Source organism: Litoreibacter sp. (genome assembly GCF_058136045.1).
The window spans coordinates 1-18,622 of the sequence record NZ_JBYVDD010000001.1 but is presented as its reverse complement, the minus strand read 5'-3'; the positions used below and the strand labels follow the sequence as shown (position 1 = coordinate 18,622).

The 18,622-nt window shown below is 54.5% G+C and carries 20 protein-coding genes; 6 read left to right on the top strand and 14 right to left on the bottom strand.

The window, feature by feature from the left end; all coding sequences use genetic code 11:
• Positions 1-37: 37 nt before the first annotated feature.
• The 3 genes from AC3Y7R_RS00100 to AC3Y7R_RS00090 all read left to right on the top strand — a co-directional run bounded on the left by AC3Y7R_RS00100 (position 38) and on the right by AC3Y7R_RS00090 (position 3,690).
• On the top strand, positions 38-1,753 hold the full coding sequence (locus tag AC3Y7R_RS00100; protein WP_490039963.1) for a SulP family inorganic anion transporter: 1,716 nt from the start codon (positions 38-40) through the stop codon (positions 1,751-1,753).
• A gap of 72 nt (positions 1,754-1,825) precedes the next feature.
• A complete protein-coding gene (locus tag AC3Y7R_RS00095; protein WP_490039962.1) occupies positions 1,826-2,743 on the top strand; it encodes an MBL fold metallo-hydrolase in 918 nt (305 codons plus the stop codon).
• A complete protein-coding gene (locus AC3Y7R_RS00090) occupies positions 2,743-3,690 on the top strand; it encodes an MBL fold metallo-hydrolase (RefSeq protein ID WP_490039961.1) in 948 nt (315 codons plus the stop codon). The genes AC3Y7R_RS00095 and AC3Y7R_RS00090 overlap by 1 nt, the downstream gene beginning before the upstream one ends.
• Positions 3,691-3,693: 3 nt before the next feature.
• Here AC3Y7R_RS00090 and AC3Y7R_RS00085 read toward each other — a convergent pair whose 3' ends face one another.
• From AC3Y7R_RS00085 to AC3Y7R_RS00020, 14 genes are all read right to left on the bottom strand, one after another.
• Positions 3,694-4,761, bottom strand: coding sequence for a YeeE/YedE family protein (locus AC3Y7R_RS00085; RefSeq protein WP_490039960.1), 1,068 nt, complete (start codon positions 4,759-4,761; stop codon positions 3,694-3,696).
• 73 nt (positions 4,762-4,834) lie between these two features.
• On the bottom strand, positions 4,835-6,058 hold the full coding sequence (hemA, locus tag AC3Y7R_RS00080; RefSeq protein WP_490039959.1) for a 5-aminolevulinate synthase: 1,224 nt from the start codon (positions 6,056-6,058) through the stop codon (positions 4,835-4,837).
• 2 nt (positions 6,059-6,060) lie between these two features.
• The gene (locus AC3Y7R_RS00075) at positions 6,061-6,492 is read right to left on the bottom strand and encodes a DUF302 domain-containing protein (RefSeq protein WP_490039958.1); all 432 of its coding nucleotides are present in this window, start codon (positions 6,490-6,492) and stop codon (positions 6,061-6,063) included.
• A gap of 82 nt (positions 6,493-6,574) precedes the next feature.
• The gene (locus AC3Y7R_RS00070) at positions 6,575-7,843 is read right to left on the bottom strand and encodes an FCSD flavin-binding domain-containing protein (protein ID WP_490039957.1); all 1,269 of its coding nucleotides are present in this window, start codon (positions 7,841-7,843) and stop codon (positions 6,575-6,577) included.
• Positions 7,844-7,872: 29 nt separating this feature from the next.
• Positions 7,873-8,577: a c-type cytochrome gene (locus AC3Y7R_RS00065; protein ID WP_490039956.1), complete on the bottom strand. Its 705-nt coding sequence runs from the start codon at positions 8,575-8,577 to the stop codon at positions 7,873-7,875.
• Positions 8,578-8,580: 3 nt separating this feature from the next.
• Entirely contained in the window at positions 8,581-9,609 is a 1,029-nt protein-coding gene (locus AC3Y7R_RS00060; RefSeq protein ID WP_490039955.1) for a c-type cytochrome, read from the bottom strand.
• The gene (gene soxC / locus AC3Y7R_RS00055; RefSeq protein ID WP_490039954.1) at positions 9,593-10,855 is read right to left on the bottom strand and encodes a sulfite dehydrogenase; all 1,263 of its coding nucleotides are present in this window, start codon (positions 10,853-10,855) and stop codon (positions 9,593-9,595) included. The genes AC3Y7R_RS00060 and soxC overlap by 17 nt, the downstream gene beginning before the upstream one ends.
• A 27-nt stretch (positions 10,856-10,882) precedes the next feature.
• Complete coding sequence (gene soxB, locus AC3Y7R_RS00050) at positions 10,883-12,580, bottom strand: thiosulfohydrolase SoxB (protein WP_490039953.1); 1,698 nt, start codon at positions 12,578-12,580, stop codon at positions 10,883-10,885.
• Between the two features lie 91 nt (positions 12,581-12,671).
• Positions 12,672-13,523, bottom strand: a complete 852-nt coding sequence (soxA, locus tag AC3Y7R_RS00045) for a sulfur oxidation c-type cytochrome SoxA (RefSeq protein WP_490039952.1) — start codon at positions 13,521-13,523, stop codon at positions 12,672-12,674.
• Between the two features lie 28 nt (positions 13,524-13,551).
• Positions 13,552-13,881, bottom strand: coding sequence for a thiosulfate oxidation carrier complex protein SoxZ (gene soxZ, locus AC3Y7R_RS00040; RefSeq protein WP_490039951.1), 330 nt, complete (start codon positions 13,879-13,881; stop codon positions 13,552-13,554).
• A 23-nt stretch (positions 13,882-13,904) separates the two neighbouring features.
• Positions 13,905-14,324, bottom strand: coding sequence for a thiosulfate oxidation carrier protein SoxY (gene soxY / locus AC3Y7R_RS00035; RefSeq protein ID WP_490039950.1), 420 nt, complete (start codon positions 14,322-14,324; stop codon positions 13,905-13,907).
• Positions 14,325-14,364: 40 nt separating this feature from the next.
• A complete protein-coding gene (soxX, locus tag AC3Y7R_RS00030; RefSeq protein WP_490039949.1) occupies positions 14,365-14,838 on the bottom strand; it encodes a sulfur oxidation c-type cytochrome SoxX in 474 nt (157 codons plus the stop codon).
• Between the two features lie 107 nt (positions 14,839-14,945).
• Complete coding sequence (locus tag AC3Y7R_RS00025) at positions 14,946-15,524, bottom strand: thioredoxin family protein (RefSeq protein ID WP_490039948.1); 579 nt, start codon at positions 15,522-15,524, stop codon at positions 14,946-14,948.
• 14 nt (positions 15,525-15,538) lie between these two features.
• Positions 15,539-16,276 carry a cytochrome c biogenesis CcdA family protein gene (locus AC3Y7R_RS00020; RefSeq protein WP_490039947.1) on the bottom strand — a complete coding sequence of 246 codons (738 nt, stop codon included), beginning with the start codon at positions 16,274-16,276 and terminating at the stop codon, positions 15,539-15,541.
• 78 nt (positions 16,277-16,354) lie between these two features.
• Here AC3Y7R_RS00020 and AC3Y7R_RS00015 point away from each other — a divergent pair, with 78 nt between their 5' ends.
• The 3 genes from AC3Y7R_RS00015 (at position 16,355) to AC3Y7R_RS00005 (ending at position 18,281) form a co-directional block, all read left to right on the top strand.
• A complete protein-coding gene (locus AC3Y7R_RS00015) occupies positions 16,355-16,717 on the top strand; it encodes a hypothetical protein (RefSeq protein WP_490039946.1) in 363 nt (120 codons plus the stop codon).
• 123 nt (positions 16,718-16,840) lie between these two features.
• Entirely contained in the window at positions 16,841-17,176 is a 336-nt protein-coding gene (locus tag AC3Y7R_RS00010) for an ArsR/SmtB family transcription factor (protein ID WP_490040060.1), read from the top strand.
• A 49-nt stretch (positions 17,177-17,225) separates the two neighbouring features.
• The gene (locus tag AC3Y7R_RS00005) at positions 17,226-18,281 is read left to right on the top strand and encodes a YeeE/YedE family protein (RefSeq protein WP_490039945.1); all 1,056 of its coding nucleotides are present in this window, start codon (positions 17,226-17,228) and stop codon (positions 18,279-18,281) included.
• The last annotated feature ends 341 nt before the right edge of the window (positions 18,282-18,622 follow it).

Genomic DNA, 18,622 nt, shown 5'->3' with positions numbered 1-18,622 from the left:
GTTTCAGACATAGAACATCACACCAAACGAGCCCTACATGCCAGAGTATTTAACCCGGTTACTGCCCATCGCAACCTGGGGCCGCACCTACGACCGCGCGGCCCTAAGCAGCGATTTAATCGCCGCCGTGATCGTCACAATCATGTTGATCCCACAATCTCTGGCCTACGCCTTACTTGCTGGTTTGCCGCCCGAGGCAGGGCTTTATGCCTCCATCGCGCCGATTATTCTTTACGCGATATTTGGCACCAGCCGCGCCTTGGCCGTGGGACCCGTGGCAATCGTATCCTTGATGACAGCAGCCGCCCTTAGCAATATCGTCGAGCAAGGCACCATGGGCTATGCCGCCGCCGCGCTGGTGCTTGCCGGATTATCGGGGCTGATCTTACTGGCAATGGGGCTATTCCGGCTGGGGTTTATTGCCAACTTCTTGTCTCACCCGGTGATTGCCGGATTTATAACCGCATCCGGCCTGATCATCGCAACCAGCCAGATCAAGCACATTTTGGGCATTGATGCCCATGGTCACAATCTGTTGGACCTTGTGCTGTCTTTAATCGAACACCTTCCCGAGACCAACTTAATCACCGCCACGATTGGCGTAATCGCCACCGGTTTTCTGTTCTGGGTACGCAAAGGGTTAAAGCCATTCCTGAAGCGGCACGGCATAAGTGACGCCATGGCTGATGTGGCCACCAAAGCCGGACCAGTCGCAGTTGTCGTGCTGACCACCCTTGTTGTGTGGGCCTTCGGGCTAGCGGGGCGCGGCGTGCGTATCGTCGGCGACGTGCCGCAAAGTTTACCGCCCCTGACACTGCCACCTTTCTCTCCCGACCTTGTGGGGCAACTTCTACTGCCTGCCTTCCTGATATCCATTATTGGCTTCGTCGAGTCGATTTCCGTGGCGCAAACGCTGGCTGCCAAAAAGCGCCAGCGCATCGACCCGGATCAAGAACTAATCGGCCTTGGTGCGGCCAATGTTGCGGCTTCCTTAACCGGTGGATTTCCGGTGACCGGTGGCTTCTCTCGCTCCGTGGTTAATTTTGACGCTGGGGCCGAGACCCCTGCCGCAGGTGCCTTTACCGCAATCGGATTGGCCATTGCCGCCTTGGCCCTAACCCCGCTAATCTTTTTTCTGCCTAAAGCAACCCTCGCGGCCACGATCATCGTCGCCGTTCTCAGTTTGGTTGATTTCAGTATCTTGGAACGCAGTTGGAGCTATTCCAAGGCAGATTTCATAGCCGTCTTAGCAACGATTTTGCTGACCCTTGGCCTTGGTGTCGAGGTGGGCGTATCAGCAGGTGTTGGCCTGTCGATATTGCTGCACCTGTTTAAAACCTCCCGACCGCACATTGCCGAGGTGGGGCTTGTCCCCGGTACAGAGCATTTCCGGAACGTATTGCGTCACAAAGTGAAGACAAACCCCAAAGTGCTGACCCTACGTGTTGATGAAAGCCTGTATTTTGCCAATGCCCGTTTCTTGGAAGACAGCATTCAGGACCGGATCGCAACTGACCCCGATATTCGCCACGTAATTTTACAATGCACTGCAATCAACGAGATTGATCTCAGCGCATTGGAATCCTTGGAAGCCATCAACACCCGCTTGAATGAAATGGATGTGAAGCTACACCTGTCCGAGGTGAAAGGCCCTGTTATGGACCGCCTCAAGTGCAGTCACTTCTTGGACGAGCTAACTGGTGACGTTTTCTTGACCCAGTTCGAAGCCGCAAAAGCTGCGGCAGAAAGCTAAACCACATTCTGCTTGCTTATTGCGGCTCAAAACCTTCATATTCAATAAATGGAATGAACTATGGAGGGCACAATGAGTATTGACCGCAGACTGCTGCTTGCAGGCTTTGGAGGGGTGGCTCTAACCGGCTTTCCACGCCCTACACTTGCAGCCACTTCCGCGACTGTAGGCGACTTTGAAGTCCTCAGTGTCAGCGACGGGAACCTTGAGTTGCCCGGCGCATTCTTCTTCGAGCATCTTCCTCAAGACGAGGTTTCCGACATCCTGACCCCTCTCAATCTGGGAATGGACAAACTAGAGCCGCCTTGCAACGTAACCCTGCTGCGCCACGCGGACCGCACGGTGCTTTTCGATGCCGGCTCTGGTGACAGCTTTATGTCCACCGCGGGCGATCTGCTTACCAGTCTTGAGGCGCTGAACGTCGCCCCCGAAGACATCACCCATGTGGTTTTCACCCATGCGCATCCCGACCACTTATGGGGGGTTCTTGATGACTTCGACGACCCGCTTTTCTCGGAAGCAGAGCATATGATCGGGCAGGTAGAATGGGATTACTGGCGGGACCCGAATACCGTCAACACCATCGGGGATGCGCGTGCCTCCTTTGCCGTTGGCGCCGCACGCAGGCTTGAAGTCATTGAAGATAGGGTAAGTTTCTTCAACGATGGCCAAGAAATTCTACCCGGCATCATGGCTCATGCCAGCTTCGGCCACACCCCCGGTCACATGTCCTTCGAGATCCGTTCCGGCAGCGAGGCCTTGCTTGTTGGTGGTGATGCAATTGGCAACCATCACATCGCTTTTGCGCGGCCCGATTGGGCCAGTGGCTCAGACCAAGACCCGGAGTTGGCCGCAAAAACACGGGCACGGCTGCTGGATAAACTGGCCCATGAAAAAACCACCCTGCTTGGCTTTCACCTGCCAGATGGCGGCGTTGGCCATGTGGAGCGTAAAGACAGCGGCTATCGCTTTGTATCGGAGGAAATGTAATGAAACTGACTGTATTCATGGCGGCTATCTTGGCCGCAGGCACCGTGCAAGCCAGCGAAGATATTGCCGATAAATACCCTGCTTCAATGTTGTACGACAAGCCGGTCGAAGTCATTCCCGGTGTATTCTCAGCCATTGGCGCGACTGCCCCGCCGACCTATGAGAACTCGGGTCACAACAACAACCTTAGTTTTATCGTCACCGGCGATGGCGTCGTGGTCATCAATGGCGGCGCGGCGTATGGGTTGGCCAAGGCGCTACATGACGAAATTCGCGCGGTAACTGACCAGCCAGTGAAACTGGTGTTCAACGAGAACGGCCAAGGCCACGCGGTTTTGGGCAATAACTACTGGGCAGAGCAAGGCGTGCCAATTGTGGCGCATGAAGACACCGCTCATGAGGTCGAGGAGCACGGCAAGGCCGCGCTTGAGGGTATGAAGCGCTACAATCGCGACAAAGCGGAAGGCACTGAATCCCAAGGCCCGACAGAGACCTTCGCAGACGAATACATCGTCGAGATGGGTGATTTTCGCATCGAAGCCCGCCACCTCGGGCCTGCCCACAGCCCCGGTGACATTGTTATCTGGCTGCCCAAACAAAGCCTCGTGATCTCGGGTGACATGGCCTTTCACGAGCGTATGTTGCCTATTTTCGAGCACACACTAACGGCTGATTGGCTAGAAACTTGGGACGCCGAATTTGAGCCCTTAGGCGCAACTTATGTGATCCCCGGACACGGTCACCCGACCAATATGGATCAGGTGCGCCGCTACACCAAAGGCTATCTGGAGTACCTACGCGGTAAAGTGGGCGCGCATTTGGACACCGGCGGCGGGTTGGCCGAGGCCTATTATGTGGACCAGTCCCCCTATGCGCATCTCGACACATTTGAAGAGTTGGCGACTAAAAATGCGGGCCGCGTCTATGAGCAGATGGAGTTCGAATAGCCCTTAGGCCGCGACTGACTTACCGCGTGACATGCGACCCATCATCAGGTGGGTCGTCATCGCCCCAACCCACATAAAGAACACGGCTACCCAAGCAGTGATTGCAAAAATCGCGCCCCCGGACATGCCCGCACCAACTGCACAGCCACCCGCCAACATACTGCCAAACCCCATCAACGCGGCGCCCAACAAGTAGCGCTCCATCGGAGTGTCTGGCCCAAAGCGTTCAATATGCGCCTCGCGCGTCATCAGGGCCATGGCACCCGCCCCGACGAACACTCCCGGCACCAAACCGACACCGAAGCCCAAGGGCAAGTCAGTGCTGTTCACCAGCCCCATGAGCGTGTCCGTTGACGGTCCTGTGAACGTAACGGAAGACACTGCCACCACCTCGAACGAGGTTTGCGCAATCAAATAGGTCAGCACCCAGCCCAAGCCGACAGCGCCGCCAACGACCGCAGCGGCGACTGCATGGCTTGTCTGTACTTTGGAGCGATATGCAAGGAAAAATGCCAAGACCAACGAAAGGCCCGCCACACCGGCTGCTACGCCGGAGGACACCCCCGTCTGGCTAAGCAAGTTACGCGCCTCGCCTCCCGGCACCAGCCATAGCCCTGCTAAAATCTCTCGTGATGGAGACAAAACTCCGCGCAGCGAAGCCTGCGCAACCAGCGTCAGAACCAAACCTGTAATGATTGCCCGCAAGTTTCCCGTCGCGGACAAAACCAATAGCCGACTGGCGCACCCCCGCGCCAAAATCATACCGCCGCCGAACATCAACCCACCGATGATCGCACCAGACATAGACCCCGTAGACGCCAGTTGCCGCGCCTCGGAAACATCCAGCCAGCCAGCCACAATTGCGGATTGCACCCCGAACACACCAGCGCTGAAAGCTATAAGCCAAATGGAAAGACGCGGGCCAAAACCGCCCTCTGACAGCTCAACGCTTGCCGCCCGAAGACAAAACCGAGAGTGCTGCGCCGAAGCCCCGAAGATCAGGCCAACCAAGGCCCCCGCCATCATAAGAACGCCGCCATCCCCGAAACGGTCAATCAAATTTTCCAGCATGGGCCGACCTTCCTTAGTTCACCCCAATTGCTACAGGAGAGCATCGCAGGCGCCCTTGATTTTCATCAAGAAACTACTGCGCCGCCATCGGCATTCGAGCCAGCTCACATTGCGACCATAGCGAGCCCAAAGCCTCTATCAGCCGGTCAACATCTTGCTCGCTATGCACAGGTGACGGCGTGATCCGCAAACGCTCGGTGCCTTTGGGAACCGTCGGGTAGTTGATCGGTTGTATATAGATGCCATGGTCACGCAAAAGCAGGTCCGAGATATATTTACACTTCACCGGATCGCCCACCATAACCGGGATGATGTGGCTGGGGTTGTCAGTATGCGGAATGCCGACCTCATCTAGGCGCGCGCGCACCTGTGCAACACGCAACTGATGGGTTTCGCGCTCGGCTGTGGATGCCTTCAAATGCCTGATCGATGCCGCTGCGCCTGCGGCAACCGCAGGAGGCAATGCCGTGGTGAAAATGAAACCGCTGGCGAAGCTACGCACAAAATCACACAGGTCAGCAGAGGCCGCGATGTAGCCGCCAACCACACCGAAAGCCTTGCCAAGGGTGCCTTCAATTACGGTCAGCCTGTGCATTACCCCTTCGCGCTCGGCAATACCGCCACCGCGCGGACCATAAAGGCCAACGCCGTGCACCTCGTCCAGATAGGTCATCGCATTGTACTTATCCGCAAGGTCGCAAATTTCCTTAATCGGCGCAATGTCACCATCCATCGAATACACACTCTCAAACGCGATCAACTTAGGTTGGTTCAACGGCAGGGAGGCCAGCTTAGCCTCCAAGTCCGTAAGATCGTTATGCGCCCAGATCATCCGTTGGGCTTTCGAGTGGCGAATACCCTCGATCATCGAGGCGTGGTTCAATGCGTCCGACAACACAACACAGCCGGGGATGCGCCCCGCCAAAGTACCAAGGGCCGCCCAATTAGAGACGTAACCAGAGGTAAATAACAAAGCACTTTCCTTGCCATGAAGGTCGGCCAATTCGGCCTCAAGCCTGACGTGATCATGCGTCGTGCCAGAGATATTGCGCGTACCACCCGCACCTGCGCCACAACGATCTAACGCTTCATGCATAGCCGCCAAAACAGAAGGGTGCTGCCCCATCCCCAGATAATCATTCGAGCACCAAATCGTCACTGGCGCGGTTTTGCCCGCATCATGTGCCTGCGCATGGGGGAAATCACCACATTGGCGTTCTAGTTCCGCAAAGACACGGTAGTTTCCGTCGTCGCGCAACTGATCAAGGCTAGCAGCAAAGAAGTCGTTGTAGTTCATGATTATTCCAGCGCCTCTTGCACGATGCCATCCAGCAATGCTTGCACTTCTTGCATCGGGCCTTCTGGGTATGTTCGATATCCGACCATGACTGCACCATCTTGATCAGTTACAAAAATCCCATAAGGGCAAAACGCAATATTCAGAGGGTCGGCTTCCATAACCTTGCGCGACAACTGTGCCGAACAAAACTGAAAAATATCAGCCCCATCAAACAGCTTCACATCGCTGCCAACAGCCTCACCGGTGCGCTCCAACATATCACCCGTATGGCTGACCCAATCAATCACAAGACCGCGGCCAACGATTGCGCTTTCAACCGCAAAAGTCGCATCATCAAAGCTGCCATCAAACGGATAAGTTACCGCTTGTCCATCGGCCATTACCGGAGTGGAAAGCAAAGCAAAGACCCCAGCCATCAACATCTTTTTCATGAAAGTTTCTCCTGCGTTTATATCAGTAAATCACACCATAGCAGCGCGGGCATTGACCCAGATCATGCCCGCGCTTTTGCGTTTAGCCAAACATGTCGGCGGTAATGCCAGCGTACCAGCCCTCGGACTCCTCGAACGTCGCCTTACGGGTTGCGCTATTTTCGCCGGTGGCCGAAATGAAGCCGTCAACTTTGGCGATTTTATCGTCCGTTGCTTCGTAGGTCGCGCCCACTTTGACGCCATCATCGGTGTCGATAAGTGACCAGCACGTGTTAGAGAACTTGGCCGGGAACACCTTCGATCCAGTCAACGCACCACGCACCGCATTGGCACATACCTTGGCCTGTGAATTGGCCGAGAAGCCAGATTTAGGCATGTCGCCTTGGTGGCTAGCATCGCCCAAAACATAAACATCCGCATCAGCCTTGGAACTCATGTCAGCGGCATTAACCGGGGCCCAGTTGCCATCAGTTACGCCCGCGATTTCCGCGATGTGACCCGCCTTCATGGCAGGGATCACGTTACAAACGTCCACTTTGGTTTCTTCGCCATCAATGGTCAGGATCATCGCATTCGGGTCCACCGACACCTCGCCGCCACCAAAGTCAGAGCCGATCCAATCGATCATACCCTCATAATGCTCGGCCCACCCCTCTTGGAAAAGCGCCATCTTGGAGAACTTCTCCTTCGGGTCAGCCACAATAATTTTTGCCGTTGGATTGGTCGCCTTTAAGACATGCGCCACCATGGATACCCGCTCATACGGACCAGGAGGGCAGCGGAACGGATTTGGGGGGGCCACCATCGCGAAGGTGCCACCCTCGGGCATTGCCGCAACCTGCGCCTTCAACAGCTCCGTTTGCGAGCCGCCTTTATAGGCATGGGGCATGGCGTTCTGCGCCGTGACGCTCCACCCTTCAACAGCACCATCAATAAAGTCGATACCCGGGCTAAGCACCAGCTTATCATAAGGCAGCGTCGCCCCCCCTGCGAGGGTCACGGTCTTGGCGTCACGGTCCACATCAATGGCCCAATCATGCACCACGTTCACCCCGTATTTGGCCGCCAGCGTGCCATAGGTGTGGCCAATATCGTCCAGCTCCTTAAAGCCACCCAAATAGAGGTTAGAGAAGAAGCAGGTGAAATACGTGCGCGATGGCTCGATCAAGGTGACGTCGATCTGCCCTTTGCTGTCTTTGGCAATGTAGCGCGCAGCGGTTGCCCCACCAGCGCCACCGCCAATGACAATAACCCGCGGCTTGCCATGGCCATCGGCCAAAACGGAAGGGGCGCTTAGTGATGCCATTGCGGCGGCACCAGTTCCTAAGAATAGTCGTCTGTTCAGTGTCATCGTTTTTCCTCCCAGAAAAGTTAGCTTAGTTACTCAAGGTCTTTAAAAAACGCAGCGAGCGCTGCGATCTCTTCATCTGACAAACGACCCGCCATCATTTGCATGACCGGATGTACACGCAACTTGCGTTTATAGGCGTGCATCGCGACGACAAAATCTTCCTCAGCCCACTGTGTAATTGATGGTATGCCCGCAGCGCTGCCGTCTACCTGATGGCAGGTCAGGCATTCATTCGACAGATATTCGCCATACTCGGGATCACCCTGTAGGGCCAAAATTGCAGGGTCCAGATCGTGATCGGTTCCCCGGGCAGTTGGCTCCGCTTCGGGAAGATTGGACGGGTTGTCAGAGTAGTCGCGCAAAAAGGCGATCAAATTTGCCCGATCCTGCGGGTCTTTTAGGCCCCTAAAACTCATCCGCGTTTTGGAGACAAGGACGCGCGGATTTTCGATGTATGCGTCCAAAGTATCAGCAGTCCAAACCAGCCCGTCAGCCCCTGCGCGTTGCATAGATTTAGAGTAGTTAAAGCCGTCGTGAGCCGCGGCTCTGCGACCGAAGATGCCATTCAAATGCGGCCCGATACGATCCTTGGCACCGGCACCTAACTGGTGGCACCCTTTGCATTTAGTAAAAACACGCTGCCCTGCTTCAACATCACCAAGTTGCTCTGCCAACGCCCCCCCAGCCATCTGCATTGCAGCTAGGGTCGTTGATATGAGCAATGCCAAGCGCATGATTTAATTGCCTTGGCTGGCCAGATATGCCGCAATCGCCGCGAGGTCTTTTTCCTTTTTCAAACCAGAAAAGCTCATCTTTGTGCCTTTGATGAACGCCTTTGGTTTAGCAAGAAATTCAGCCAACGCCTCATCCGTCCAAACCAAGCCTTCGTCAGCTTTGGCTTTCATCGCTTTGGAATACTTGAAACCCTCGACCGTGCCTGCGGCGCGTCCAATAATGCCATTCAGCACAGGCCCCGTTTTGTTCTTTGCTTTGTCACCGACTTGGTGGCAGGCCTTACACTTCTTGAAGACCTTTTTCCCTGCCGCGACCAATTCCGGGTCCAACGCTACGGCCTCAACAACTGGCGCTTCCTCAGCTTTCGCCTCCTCCACCACGGGTTCGGGTTTGGCTTCCTCAGCGTTTTCCTCATCAGGCGTCACGTCCAACACCATGGCCCGCATGGTGACTTTTACGTCGTCTTTGCAGTTTTCCATGCAAGGCTCGCCCACCCATTTGGAGTGCTCGGTCTCAAGCCGGTCATCCAGAATGAAGCCCGCCGCATTGGGCATTTCAACATCCAGAAATGTCTCGTTTGACAAAACGAAGTCATCATCCACCAAATCGTTGGAATAGAGGATATAGGCGACGATCGCGTAGACCTCATTTGCCTCAAGGGTTTGGGCATCTCCGAACGGCATAGAGCGGTTCACATAGTCCCATGTGGTCGATAGATATGGCCAATAGCTGCCCACCGTTTTCAGCGGATCTTCATCCGCCAACGTGTCCGCGCCACCAGCCAGCTTGGGCCAGTTGCCCACGCCTTCGGCAAAGTCACCGTGGCAAACCGCACATTTTTCAGCGAAAATTTCTTCGCCGTCCAGAACGTCACCGGACCCAACCGGCAGGCCCGTCCCATCCGGCCGGACGTCTTTGTCCCACGCGGCAATTTCCTCTGGCAAAGCAGCCCGACCTAGGCCGAATGTTTCCGCCGCAACAGGTGCCGCCATAACGGCAAGTGCGGTTGCAACCTTAAGATACTTCAACATTTTCCGCCTCCCCATTCGAGCGCACCAGCCATGTCTGAATGCAGTTATTGTGATAGATCGAGTTCAACCCACGGACCTCGCGCAGTTGCGTCTTCGTCGGCTGCACATAGCCCGTGTCATCCATCGCGCGCGACTGGAGCATCATCTCTTCGCCGTCCCAATTCGTGTCCAGATAAAAGCGCGTCAGCGCCATTTTCTCACCCGGTTTAGCAAGGCGCGCAGTCTCCCATGTTTTGCCACCATCCTTGGAGACATCGACGCGTTTGATCGCACCACGACCGGACCATGCCAGCCCAGTAATCACCAATGGGCCGTTGCCGTGGGTGATCGGCGATTGCGGGCTGGGTGAGGTCACAACAGACTTCGCATCCATCTCCCACGTCCATTTGCGCGCGATACCATTTTCAAGAACGTCAGTATATTTCGAAGTCTCTTCGCGGCTTTCAACAGGGGCATCCGTGACTTCAATCCGGCGAATCCATTTGATCCACATGTTGCCTTCCCAACCGGGCACGACAAGGCGCACCGGGTAGCCGTGTTCTTTACGAAGCGCTTCGCCGTTGGCCTTGAATGCGACCAATACGTCGTCCAACGCTTTCTCCATCGGGATAGAGCGCCCGTTGGAAGACGCATCCGCACCCTCGACGTAGACCCACTTGCCAGCCGTGTCGTAGCCTGCTTCTTCCAGCAATGTGCGCAGCGGCACGCCAGTATATTCCATGTTGTGGATCATGCCGTGCGTGAACTGCGCGCCGTTCAACTGCGCGCCAGCCCATTCCATCCCGGTGTTGGCCGCGCACTCGCAAAAGTAGACGTGGTTTTCGCGCGGGAACCGTTCCAAATCCGCATAGGAGAACACCAAAGGCTTATCGACCATCCCGTTAATCATCAGGCGGTAATCGTCTTTCTTCAGCTCAATTGCACCCGAATGGTGACGCTCAAACGCGCAACCCTGCGGGGTGATTGTGCCATCCAGCGCGTGGATCGGCGTAAAGTTGATTGAGCTGATCGTGTCGGCGGTCAGCCATTCCACGTTGCGACGGATAACATCACCCTCGAATTCAATCGGTGCGCCGTAAGGTGCCGCATCAACGCCATCCCCAAAGCCCGAAGCCCATGGTTGCACCTCAGTTATCAGCGGATCAGGGGTTGCCGCACTGGCCTTGCCTGCCGCCAAACTTACGCCTGTTAGCGCGGCACCTTTTAGGAAGGCGCGGCGCGATTTGCCTGTCGTTTTTTCTGTCATGTCTTTGCCTTTCTGCTGTGTCGCCAATTAAGCGCCCACAACTTTCACGCTGTTATTTGGATCTACGGTAACGGTGCCTTGTTTGCGGATGTGATCTTCCACCACATCCCAAATCTGCGGCCCTTCGGTGTCTTCATTAACCGACGCCCAACCTGCAACCTGATAAGTTGCTGAAGCGTCAATCAGCTCCCCGGTTTTGAGCAAGGTCATCTCGGTGATCCGCTCGCCCTGCGGCTTGGTGATGTCGATGCGATACCCAAGACCGCCCGTGCGCACCATATCGCCACCTTGTTGGTAATAAGGATCGGGGTTGAACAAGTTGTCGGCTACATCTTCCAGCACCACGTGCAAGAATTCACCAGTCATTTCAGTGCGATACGCGGCCCCGTAGGTCATCGAGGTAACATTCCAGATATCTTCGCGGGTGATATCTTGGCCCGGAAGTAATGACGGCCCCCAACGCACACCGGGGCTGAGAGCAATGTCCGCCTCGCGCTCCGAAATCAACGCGTCGCAGATCAAATCATCCCATGACCCGTTGAAATTACCGCGTCGGTATAGCAGCGATCCGGTCTGACCAATCACCTCGGCAAGCTGGTCTTTATAGGGCGCGCGCTCCGCCTCAATAACCGCAGCCACCTCGGCGTCTGGCGTAATCACGTCCGAGAAAATCGGGATCAGCTTGTGGCGAAAACCCATCATTCGGCCATCGCGCACATCCAGATCAACCCTAGAGACAAACTTTCCGTTAGAGCCAGAGGCCACGATGATCGTCTCACCCACCAGCACCGGCTCGGGCAGCGCATCATGGGTGTGGCCCGACAAAATAACGTCGATACCTTTGACAATACCGGCCATTTTCTTGTCCACATCAAAGCCGTTATGGCTGAGCAGAACAACCAACTCCGCCCCGTTGGCGCGAACCTCATTAACCATCGCTTGCATGTTCTCGTCACGAATACCAAAGGCGTATTCGGGGAACATCCAGCCAGGGTTAGCGATCGGCATATAGGGGAAGGCCTGCCCGATAACGGCGATTTTCACTCCACCACGCTCGAAGAACTTATAGGGAGGAAACAAATCCGCAGGTTCGTCCCATTCCGCGTCAAAAATGTTCTGGCCTAATGCCGCAAATGGCAAGTTCTCTACTAACTCGTTAATCCGCTCAGACCCCAGCGTGAATTCCCAGTGGAATGTCATCGCGTCAGGCTTCATCACGTTCATGACGTTTACCATGTCCTGACCTTCAGACTGGTAGCACGTATAGCTGCCATGCCATGTATCGCCGCCATCCAGCAGCAATGCGTCGGGGCGCTCGGAACGGATTTGGTTCACAACGGTTGCCACGCGATCCAGCCCACCAACGCGGCCATAGCCTTGCGCCAGAGACGTGAAATCATCAGAACTCAGTGCATAGTGGGAGGAGCTGCCATCATCGACGCCGTAAAGCTTGCGGAAATCAGCCCCCGTGACGTGAGGCACCTGCCCTTTGTTCTCGCCGACCCCAATATTAATGGATGGCTCGCGGAAATAGATCGGCTTCAACTGCGCGTGAATGTCCGTCACATGGATCAAGGAGACATTGCCAAAGGTGTCAAACTGTAAAAGCTGGTCCTGCGTCAGCGACTGCTGCGCGGCTAACCGCCCCCAATTGCCATAGCTAGAACCGCCAAGAATGGCGCTTGCGGCCATGCTGGTTTGAAGAAAGTCACGCCGAGAGATCATGTGGAGGTCTTCCTTGATATATGCATCTTATTGAATGTTATAGAAACGAGAAAGCCCCGCACTGTTTTACCAATGCGGGGCCACTCAAAGTTTAGTTTCGAACTGACGGGCCTTCGACATGCAACCCGTTGCCGCGCGATGCAACATATAGCTCAAGCGCCACAAACTCGGCACTGCCAGGCTTGTAAGTCTCGGCGCGCGTATCACGCACACACCCTTTGAAGCGGGCATGAACCGCATTCAACTTGGTGTTTTTCAAGCGGTACGTCGGGAAGGCATTGATCTGACCTTGGCTCAGATGGTCCGCACGGATCATCTTACCATAGCTCTCTTCATGGCAATTTGCGCACGACAATTCCAATTGGCCAGTACGGGTATAGTAAAGCTCTTTACCCTGCTCCCAAGTTGCCTCGGCGGGACCATCAATGGCCACATTAACAGGCAACCCACGAGACACAGACGCCAGCAAAGCGGTCATGTTAACCATGTCGCCACCAGTGTACTTCCACTTTTCAGCGCCCATCCGGTTTTCCCGACAGTCGTTGATCTGCATCTCCAATGTGCGGACTTCCTCTGCCCCATCATTCCACTTGGGATATGTCGGACGCACGGCCGACATATCAGAGGATGCACCATGGCAATCTGCGCACGATTTACCCTCAGAACCATCCGCCGCATTCCAAGTATCCTCGGCCTTCTCGACAAAGATCATACCGGGATTATCAAAGTCATCCGCCTGCATCGCACGGGTCTCTGTTCCGCGAAAATGCCAACCAGATATCACCTCATCCAACACATCTGCCACGTGGGCAGGTGCTGCGGTGCGCGTCAGAATTGTCATTTCCTCGTTCACAACCAACGTATCGTCCACGGCATCCGCCATGGCACCAGACGCAATTCCGGCTATGAAAAGCGCACTAAGCGCTCCTTTTAGGTTTGTCATATTCATCCCTCCCTGATGTTGCGACGCTCTAGTTGATGGCAATTTTCTTGCTCGTCTCATAGATAGAGCCGTCGTCGTCGTACCATGTGAACTTAAACTCACCTGCTTCGGGCACGATGGCCTCAAACTCCAGATACGGGTTGGTCGAAATTGCGGCCTCAAGCGTGATATCAACGACATTTTCGCCGTTAAAATCGCAGGTGAAGCGGTTAATGATGGAGCGCGGAATGACGTTACCGTCATCATCTTTGCGCTGACCAGATTCCATCTTGTGGCTGATCAAAGTCTTGATGGTGATCGTATCACCAGCATCTGCCTTTTTAGGCACCTTAACGCGGGGTTTTACACCTTTTGCCATAATAAAATTCTCCTTGAGATAGCTTAGCCGCCGCAGCCGCCGATTGTGACTTTGACAGTGGTAGCTGCCTTAACGAACGAGCCGTCTGCCATCTTGGCAATTGCAACCACCTCTTGCGTACCGGCAAGCCGAATACGTGTTGATGCAGTCTGCGAAGCTGCCAGTGCACCGAATTTGAAAGTCGCAACCGCTGGCGTAGGGTTGCCAGTTGCCAACACCAAAATTTCAGTCGCACCCGGAGCAGAAACCTCAACCGGTACGGTATTACCGTTCTCAGCAATCTCGGGCGCAGCAAGCGTGATGCCAGCGCTGCCCATTTCTGCGCCGCCCGTAAAGGCCGCGATAGCATCGTCAGAAAGGGATGCGGATGCACGCATCGGCAGGCCAAGCGCCACAAAGGCACCTGCACCCATGATCATGGCATTGCGTCGTGTCAGATTCATTTTTTAAGCTCCCAAGCTTGGGCCCAATGAAAGGGGGTGATCATTCTTTGAGTGTGGAAAGGTAGGCCACCACATCTTCAATTTGCTGGGCCGACAAAAGCGGGCCAAAAGTGTCGTCGGGTGCTTTGCCCGTGTAGGCATTGCCCGGACGAATGAAACCTTCAGTCTTGAAGAAGGCGGGCATCATCGTACCCTCAAACGTCATTTTTGCGTTGCTGACGATGCCTCGAAGCTCTGCCTCGGACCAACGGTCAGCAGCACCATCAAGCGCTGGACCTATCTCGCCTTGGAATGGCACATCGGCCAAATCCGCGACTTGATGACAAGCAACGCAATTGCCGAGCTTTTTGCTCCCGACTATTTCGCTGCCGCTGGCTGCATCACCCGCAACGCCCGTGAGCGATTGCGAGACAGTGCCGTCTTCGAAGCTAACTTCAGATGGTGCAATCTCAGCCGCGCCCAAGGCGGTGACCGAAACAGCAACGGCAATCGTTGAAAGAATGGAAATTCTCATGCGTCCTCCCGTAACACATTCAATTTTTTATATACCATAGGCCACGGCTTCGTGAACGAGCAAGGATAAATTCTACTTTCTGAATTCGTCATGCGCATTTTCACAACTTACTCCGTCGAGGCCGCCTTCCTTTCTTGAATTTTTTCAGCATGGTATTTTTGAAAAGTCTCATCAAAATCAATACGATACCTCTTCTCATTGACCCAAGTGAACATATCTAGCGTTGTCCCTGCCCCAAATGCTCCCGGCATCATTGCAACAGCAGCTACTTGTGCTGTTTGCCCCTCGCCCACCTCTTCTGGCAGGAACAGAATCGACGGGGTGAACAATAGGCCCCATTTGCGCGCCGCCGACTTCTCGGTCAGCACCTCCCCGTCAAAGTCCGTGATTTCGGTGTCCCCGTACAAGTTTAGCTGCACCATAAAGAAGTGCTCCCGAATGTAGCTCGACACATCTTCGCGCGGGAAAACCTCATTGTGCATTTTGGTGCAGTAGATGCATCCGCGTTGTTCCACGATCAAAGCCAGCCGCTTACCTTCCGCATTCGCCTCGGCAAGGTCTTCGCGCAAATCCTTGAAGGTGTCGCGCATCCAATCGGTCTTGTGCAGCCCGTCATCGCCAATCTCGGCGGCGCTCAAAGGCACGGCAACCAGCATGGCCACTACGGTCATCAAAAATCGTTTCATGTGTCAGCTCCTAATTAAATTCCTTGGAAAACCGGAAAAGTGTTGAGCAACCACCCTGCGATATAATTAACGCTGTCCGTGGCAATCAAACCTGCGAATAAAATCATCAAGAGGCCCATCGCCTTCTCAACCTTCGGAAGGTGGCGGCGAAACCGAGAGGCAAATCGCAAGAAGGGGCCGATAAACAAGGATGCGATCATGAAAGGCGCCGTCATAGCCACCCCAAAGACCAGCAAAAGGATAAGGCCGCGCAAGGCAGTCGCCTCGGTGCTGGCTGTAAACACAACAGCCGTCAAAACGCCGCCCACGCAAGGCGTCCACCCCGCGGCAAAGGCAAAGCCTACGACATAAGCGCCCAGAACCGACATGCTGCCGGTATCGCCTGCATCCATCTGGAAAACCCGATTCAGGAAGCCAATGCGAAACACCCCAAGGAAGTGAAGCCCCATAAGAAGAACCACCGCCGCCGCGAATAATCTGAACTCGGTCTGCATTCCGCGAAATGTCTGGCTCAAGCCATACGCAGCCGCCCCCAAAAGAATGAAGACGGTAATGATGCCAAGGGAAAACATAACCGAGGCTAAGAACGCACGACGCCTAACCCCCGGTGCCAGCGCTCCGTCTGCGCTAATTTCCGACATTGAAGCCCCTGCCATGTAGCTAAGATAAAACGGAACGATTGGCAGGACGCAGGGTGAAAAGAACACAATAAGCCCGCCTGCAAAGGCCCCTAGCAGAGTGATGTCGAGCATGTTGGCTTACCCCAAGGTTGCATGAATTACACATTCAAGTTATTGTATGTTTTATCATGTCGTCAACTGGAACTCCTCATGACCCTTGCTAGAATTTGTTTTATAAGCGCGATGGTGCTTGGCGGGATGGCCCCGAAAACATATGCAGCCGATCTTGTTATGGTTGAGCAAGATGGCTGCCACTGGTGCGCCCGCTGGAACGAGGAAGTGTCGCATATCTACCCTAAAACACCTGAAGGAGCACGCGCACCCTTGCGCCGCGTCGACTTACGGGACCTGCCTGATGATGTTACATTTCAATCCAAGCCTGTTTTCACTCCGACCTTTGTATTGGTCGAGGACGGACAGGAACTTGGCAGAATAGAGGGCTACGGGGGCGACGAATTTTTCTGGGTCATGTTGGCCAAACTACTCGACATGCACCCGACCGCGGCCAAGTGAAGGGCTATATTCGCATTAGGTGACCGAATTGCCGCATTGCAACATAACGAGTTCGTTGTAAGTGTTAATCCATGATATACTGAGTTAAAGCGGGGCTATGTTTTGCTGGATACTGACACCGTCATGAATCTGCCTGTGATCACTAAGGACATGTCCGAAGACGACATGGAGAGAATGATGGAGAGCGCCTGCAACGCCTCCAACTTCCTAAAGGCTATCAGCCATGAGGGTCGTTTGATGATTTTGTGCCACCTTGCTACTGGTGAAAAATCCGTCACAGAATTGGAAGAATTGTTGTCCGCTCGCCAAGCCGCAGTATCGCAACAACTGTCTCGGCTCCGTGCCGAAGGGCTTGTCAGTCCACGTCGTGATGGCAAGGCAATCTATTACCGTTTGACAGATCGCAGGGCGATTCAGATACTAGACGTCGTCTACGATCTTTTCTGTCAGGATAAATAGAGCCACCCGGTCGTGCCACGCACCCCGGGCATACCGGGGAGAATTAACAATGTTGGATAACATTTCGGATGCGGGCCTTGTGGCTCTCTTTGGTTTTGCGGGCGGAGTTGTCCTAGGGCTTGCCGCACGTCTCGGCCGGTTTTGCACTTTAGGCGCCATCGAAGACTTCCTCTACCAAGGAAGCGATACAAGGCTACGCATGTGGGCTTTAGCGATTGGCGTTGCTTGTACTGCATCCTTCGGGTTGGTTGCTATGGGTTTGCTAGACTTATCCCAAACAATCTACGCCATCACGCCGTGGTCACCTGCTGCAAGCATCCTTGGTGGGTTACTATTCGGCTATGGTATGTCCCTAGCAGGGAACTGCGGCTTTGGGGCCTTAGCCCGTTTTGGGGGCGGTGACCTAAGATCTTTTGTCATTGTCTTGGTTATGGGTATCTCTGCGTACATCATGTTATCCGGCCCGTTGGCAGCACTCCGCGTGCAGTTCATCAACAGCACAACACTTCCAACGGAAACCCGCAGCTATGCAGAACTTCTGGCAAAGCTTACCGGAACGTCAATTTCTATTGCCGGTTTAACCATTAGCTTAACCATCATCGCTCTTGCTCTTAAATCACGGAGCTTCCTAAAAGCACGGAGCGCAATCATTTGGGCCAGCCTCGTAGGTTTGGCCATCGCCAGCGGCTGGGTTGGAACACAATGGGTCGCCAACACTGGCTTCAACCATCAAACAGTCGTCAGCCATACTTACACAGCCCCTCTGGGGGAGACCTTGATTTTTCTTATGACCTCTAGCGGCGGCGGGTTGAGCTTCGGTGTGGGATCGGTGTTTGGGGTACTTGCAGGCGCTTTCTGTGGCAGCTTGATTAAAGGCCACTTCCGCTGGGAGGCCTGCGACGATCCACGCGAGCTAAAGCGGCAATTCCTTGGGGCAATGTGTATGGGGTTTGGCGCAGTTTTGGCGACAGGATGTACAATCGGCCAAGGAATTTCCGCATTCTCAGTCCTGAGCCTAAGCGCACCAGTTACATTCACAGCAATTTTCGCAGGCTCATCGCTTGGATTGCACCAGTTGATTACAGGCTTCTCTTCAACACGGTGATACACACGTTCTCGGGTCCACAAAACCACCGTGAGAACGACTGCGGTAGGCAGTCAGCAACTGACCTGCGCCCCAAGTTCCCCCCAGCTTATGCGGATTCCTTAAGGTTTAATCTGTGGTCCTATACGAAAAGTTTTGACGCCATACGACGGTACAAGAGTATTTGTTTCAATGCTTCTGGCAATTGTGGACAACAGACGTAATTAAAACGATGGTTTCTATGCGATTGTACGTAGCCGGGGCCTATGGCCCGACCCAAGAACGAACCGCAGCACACGCATAAGATCACGTGATAGCAGCTGTAAAGATGGGGGAGTGGTTTTTAAGGTCATCCTATTGAG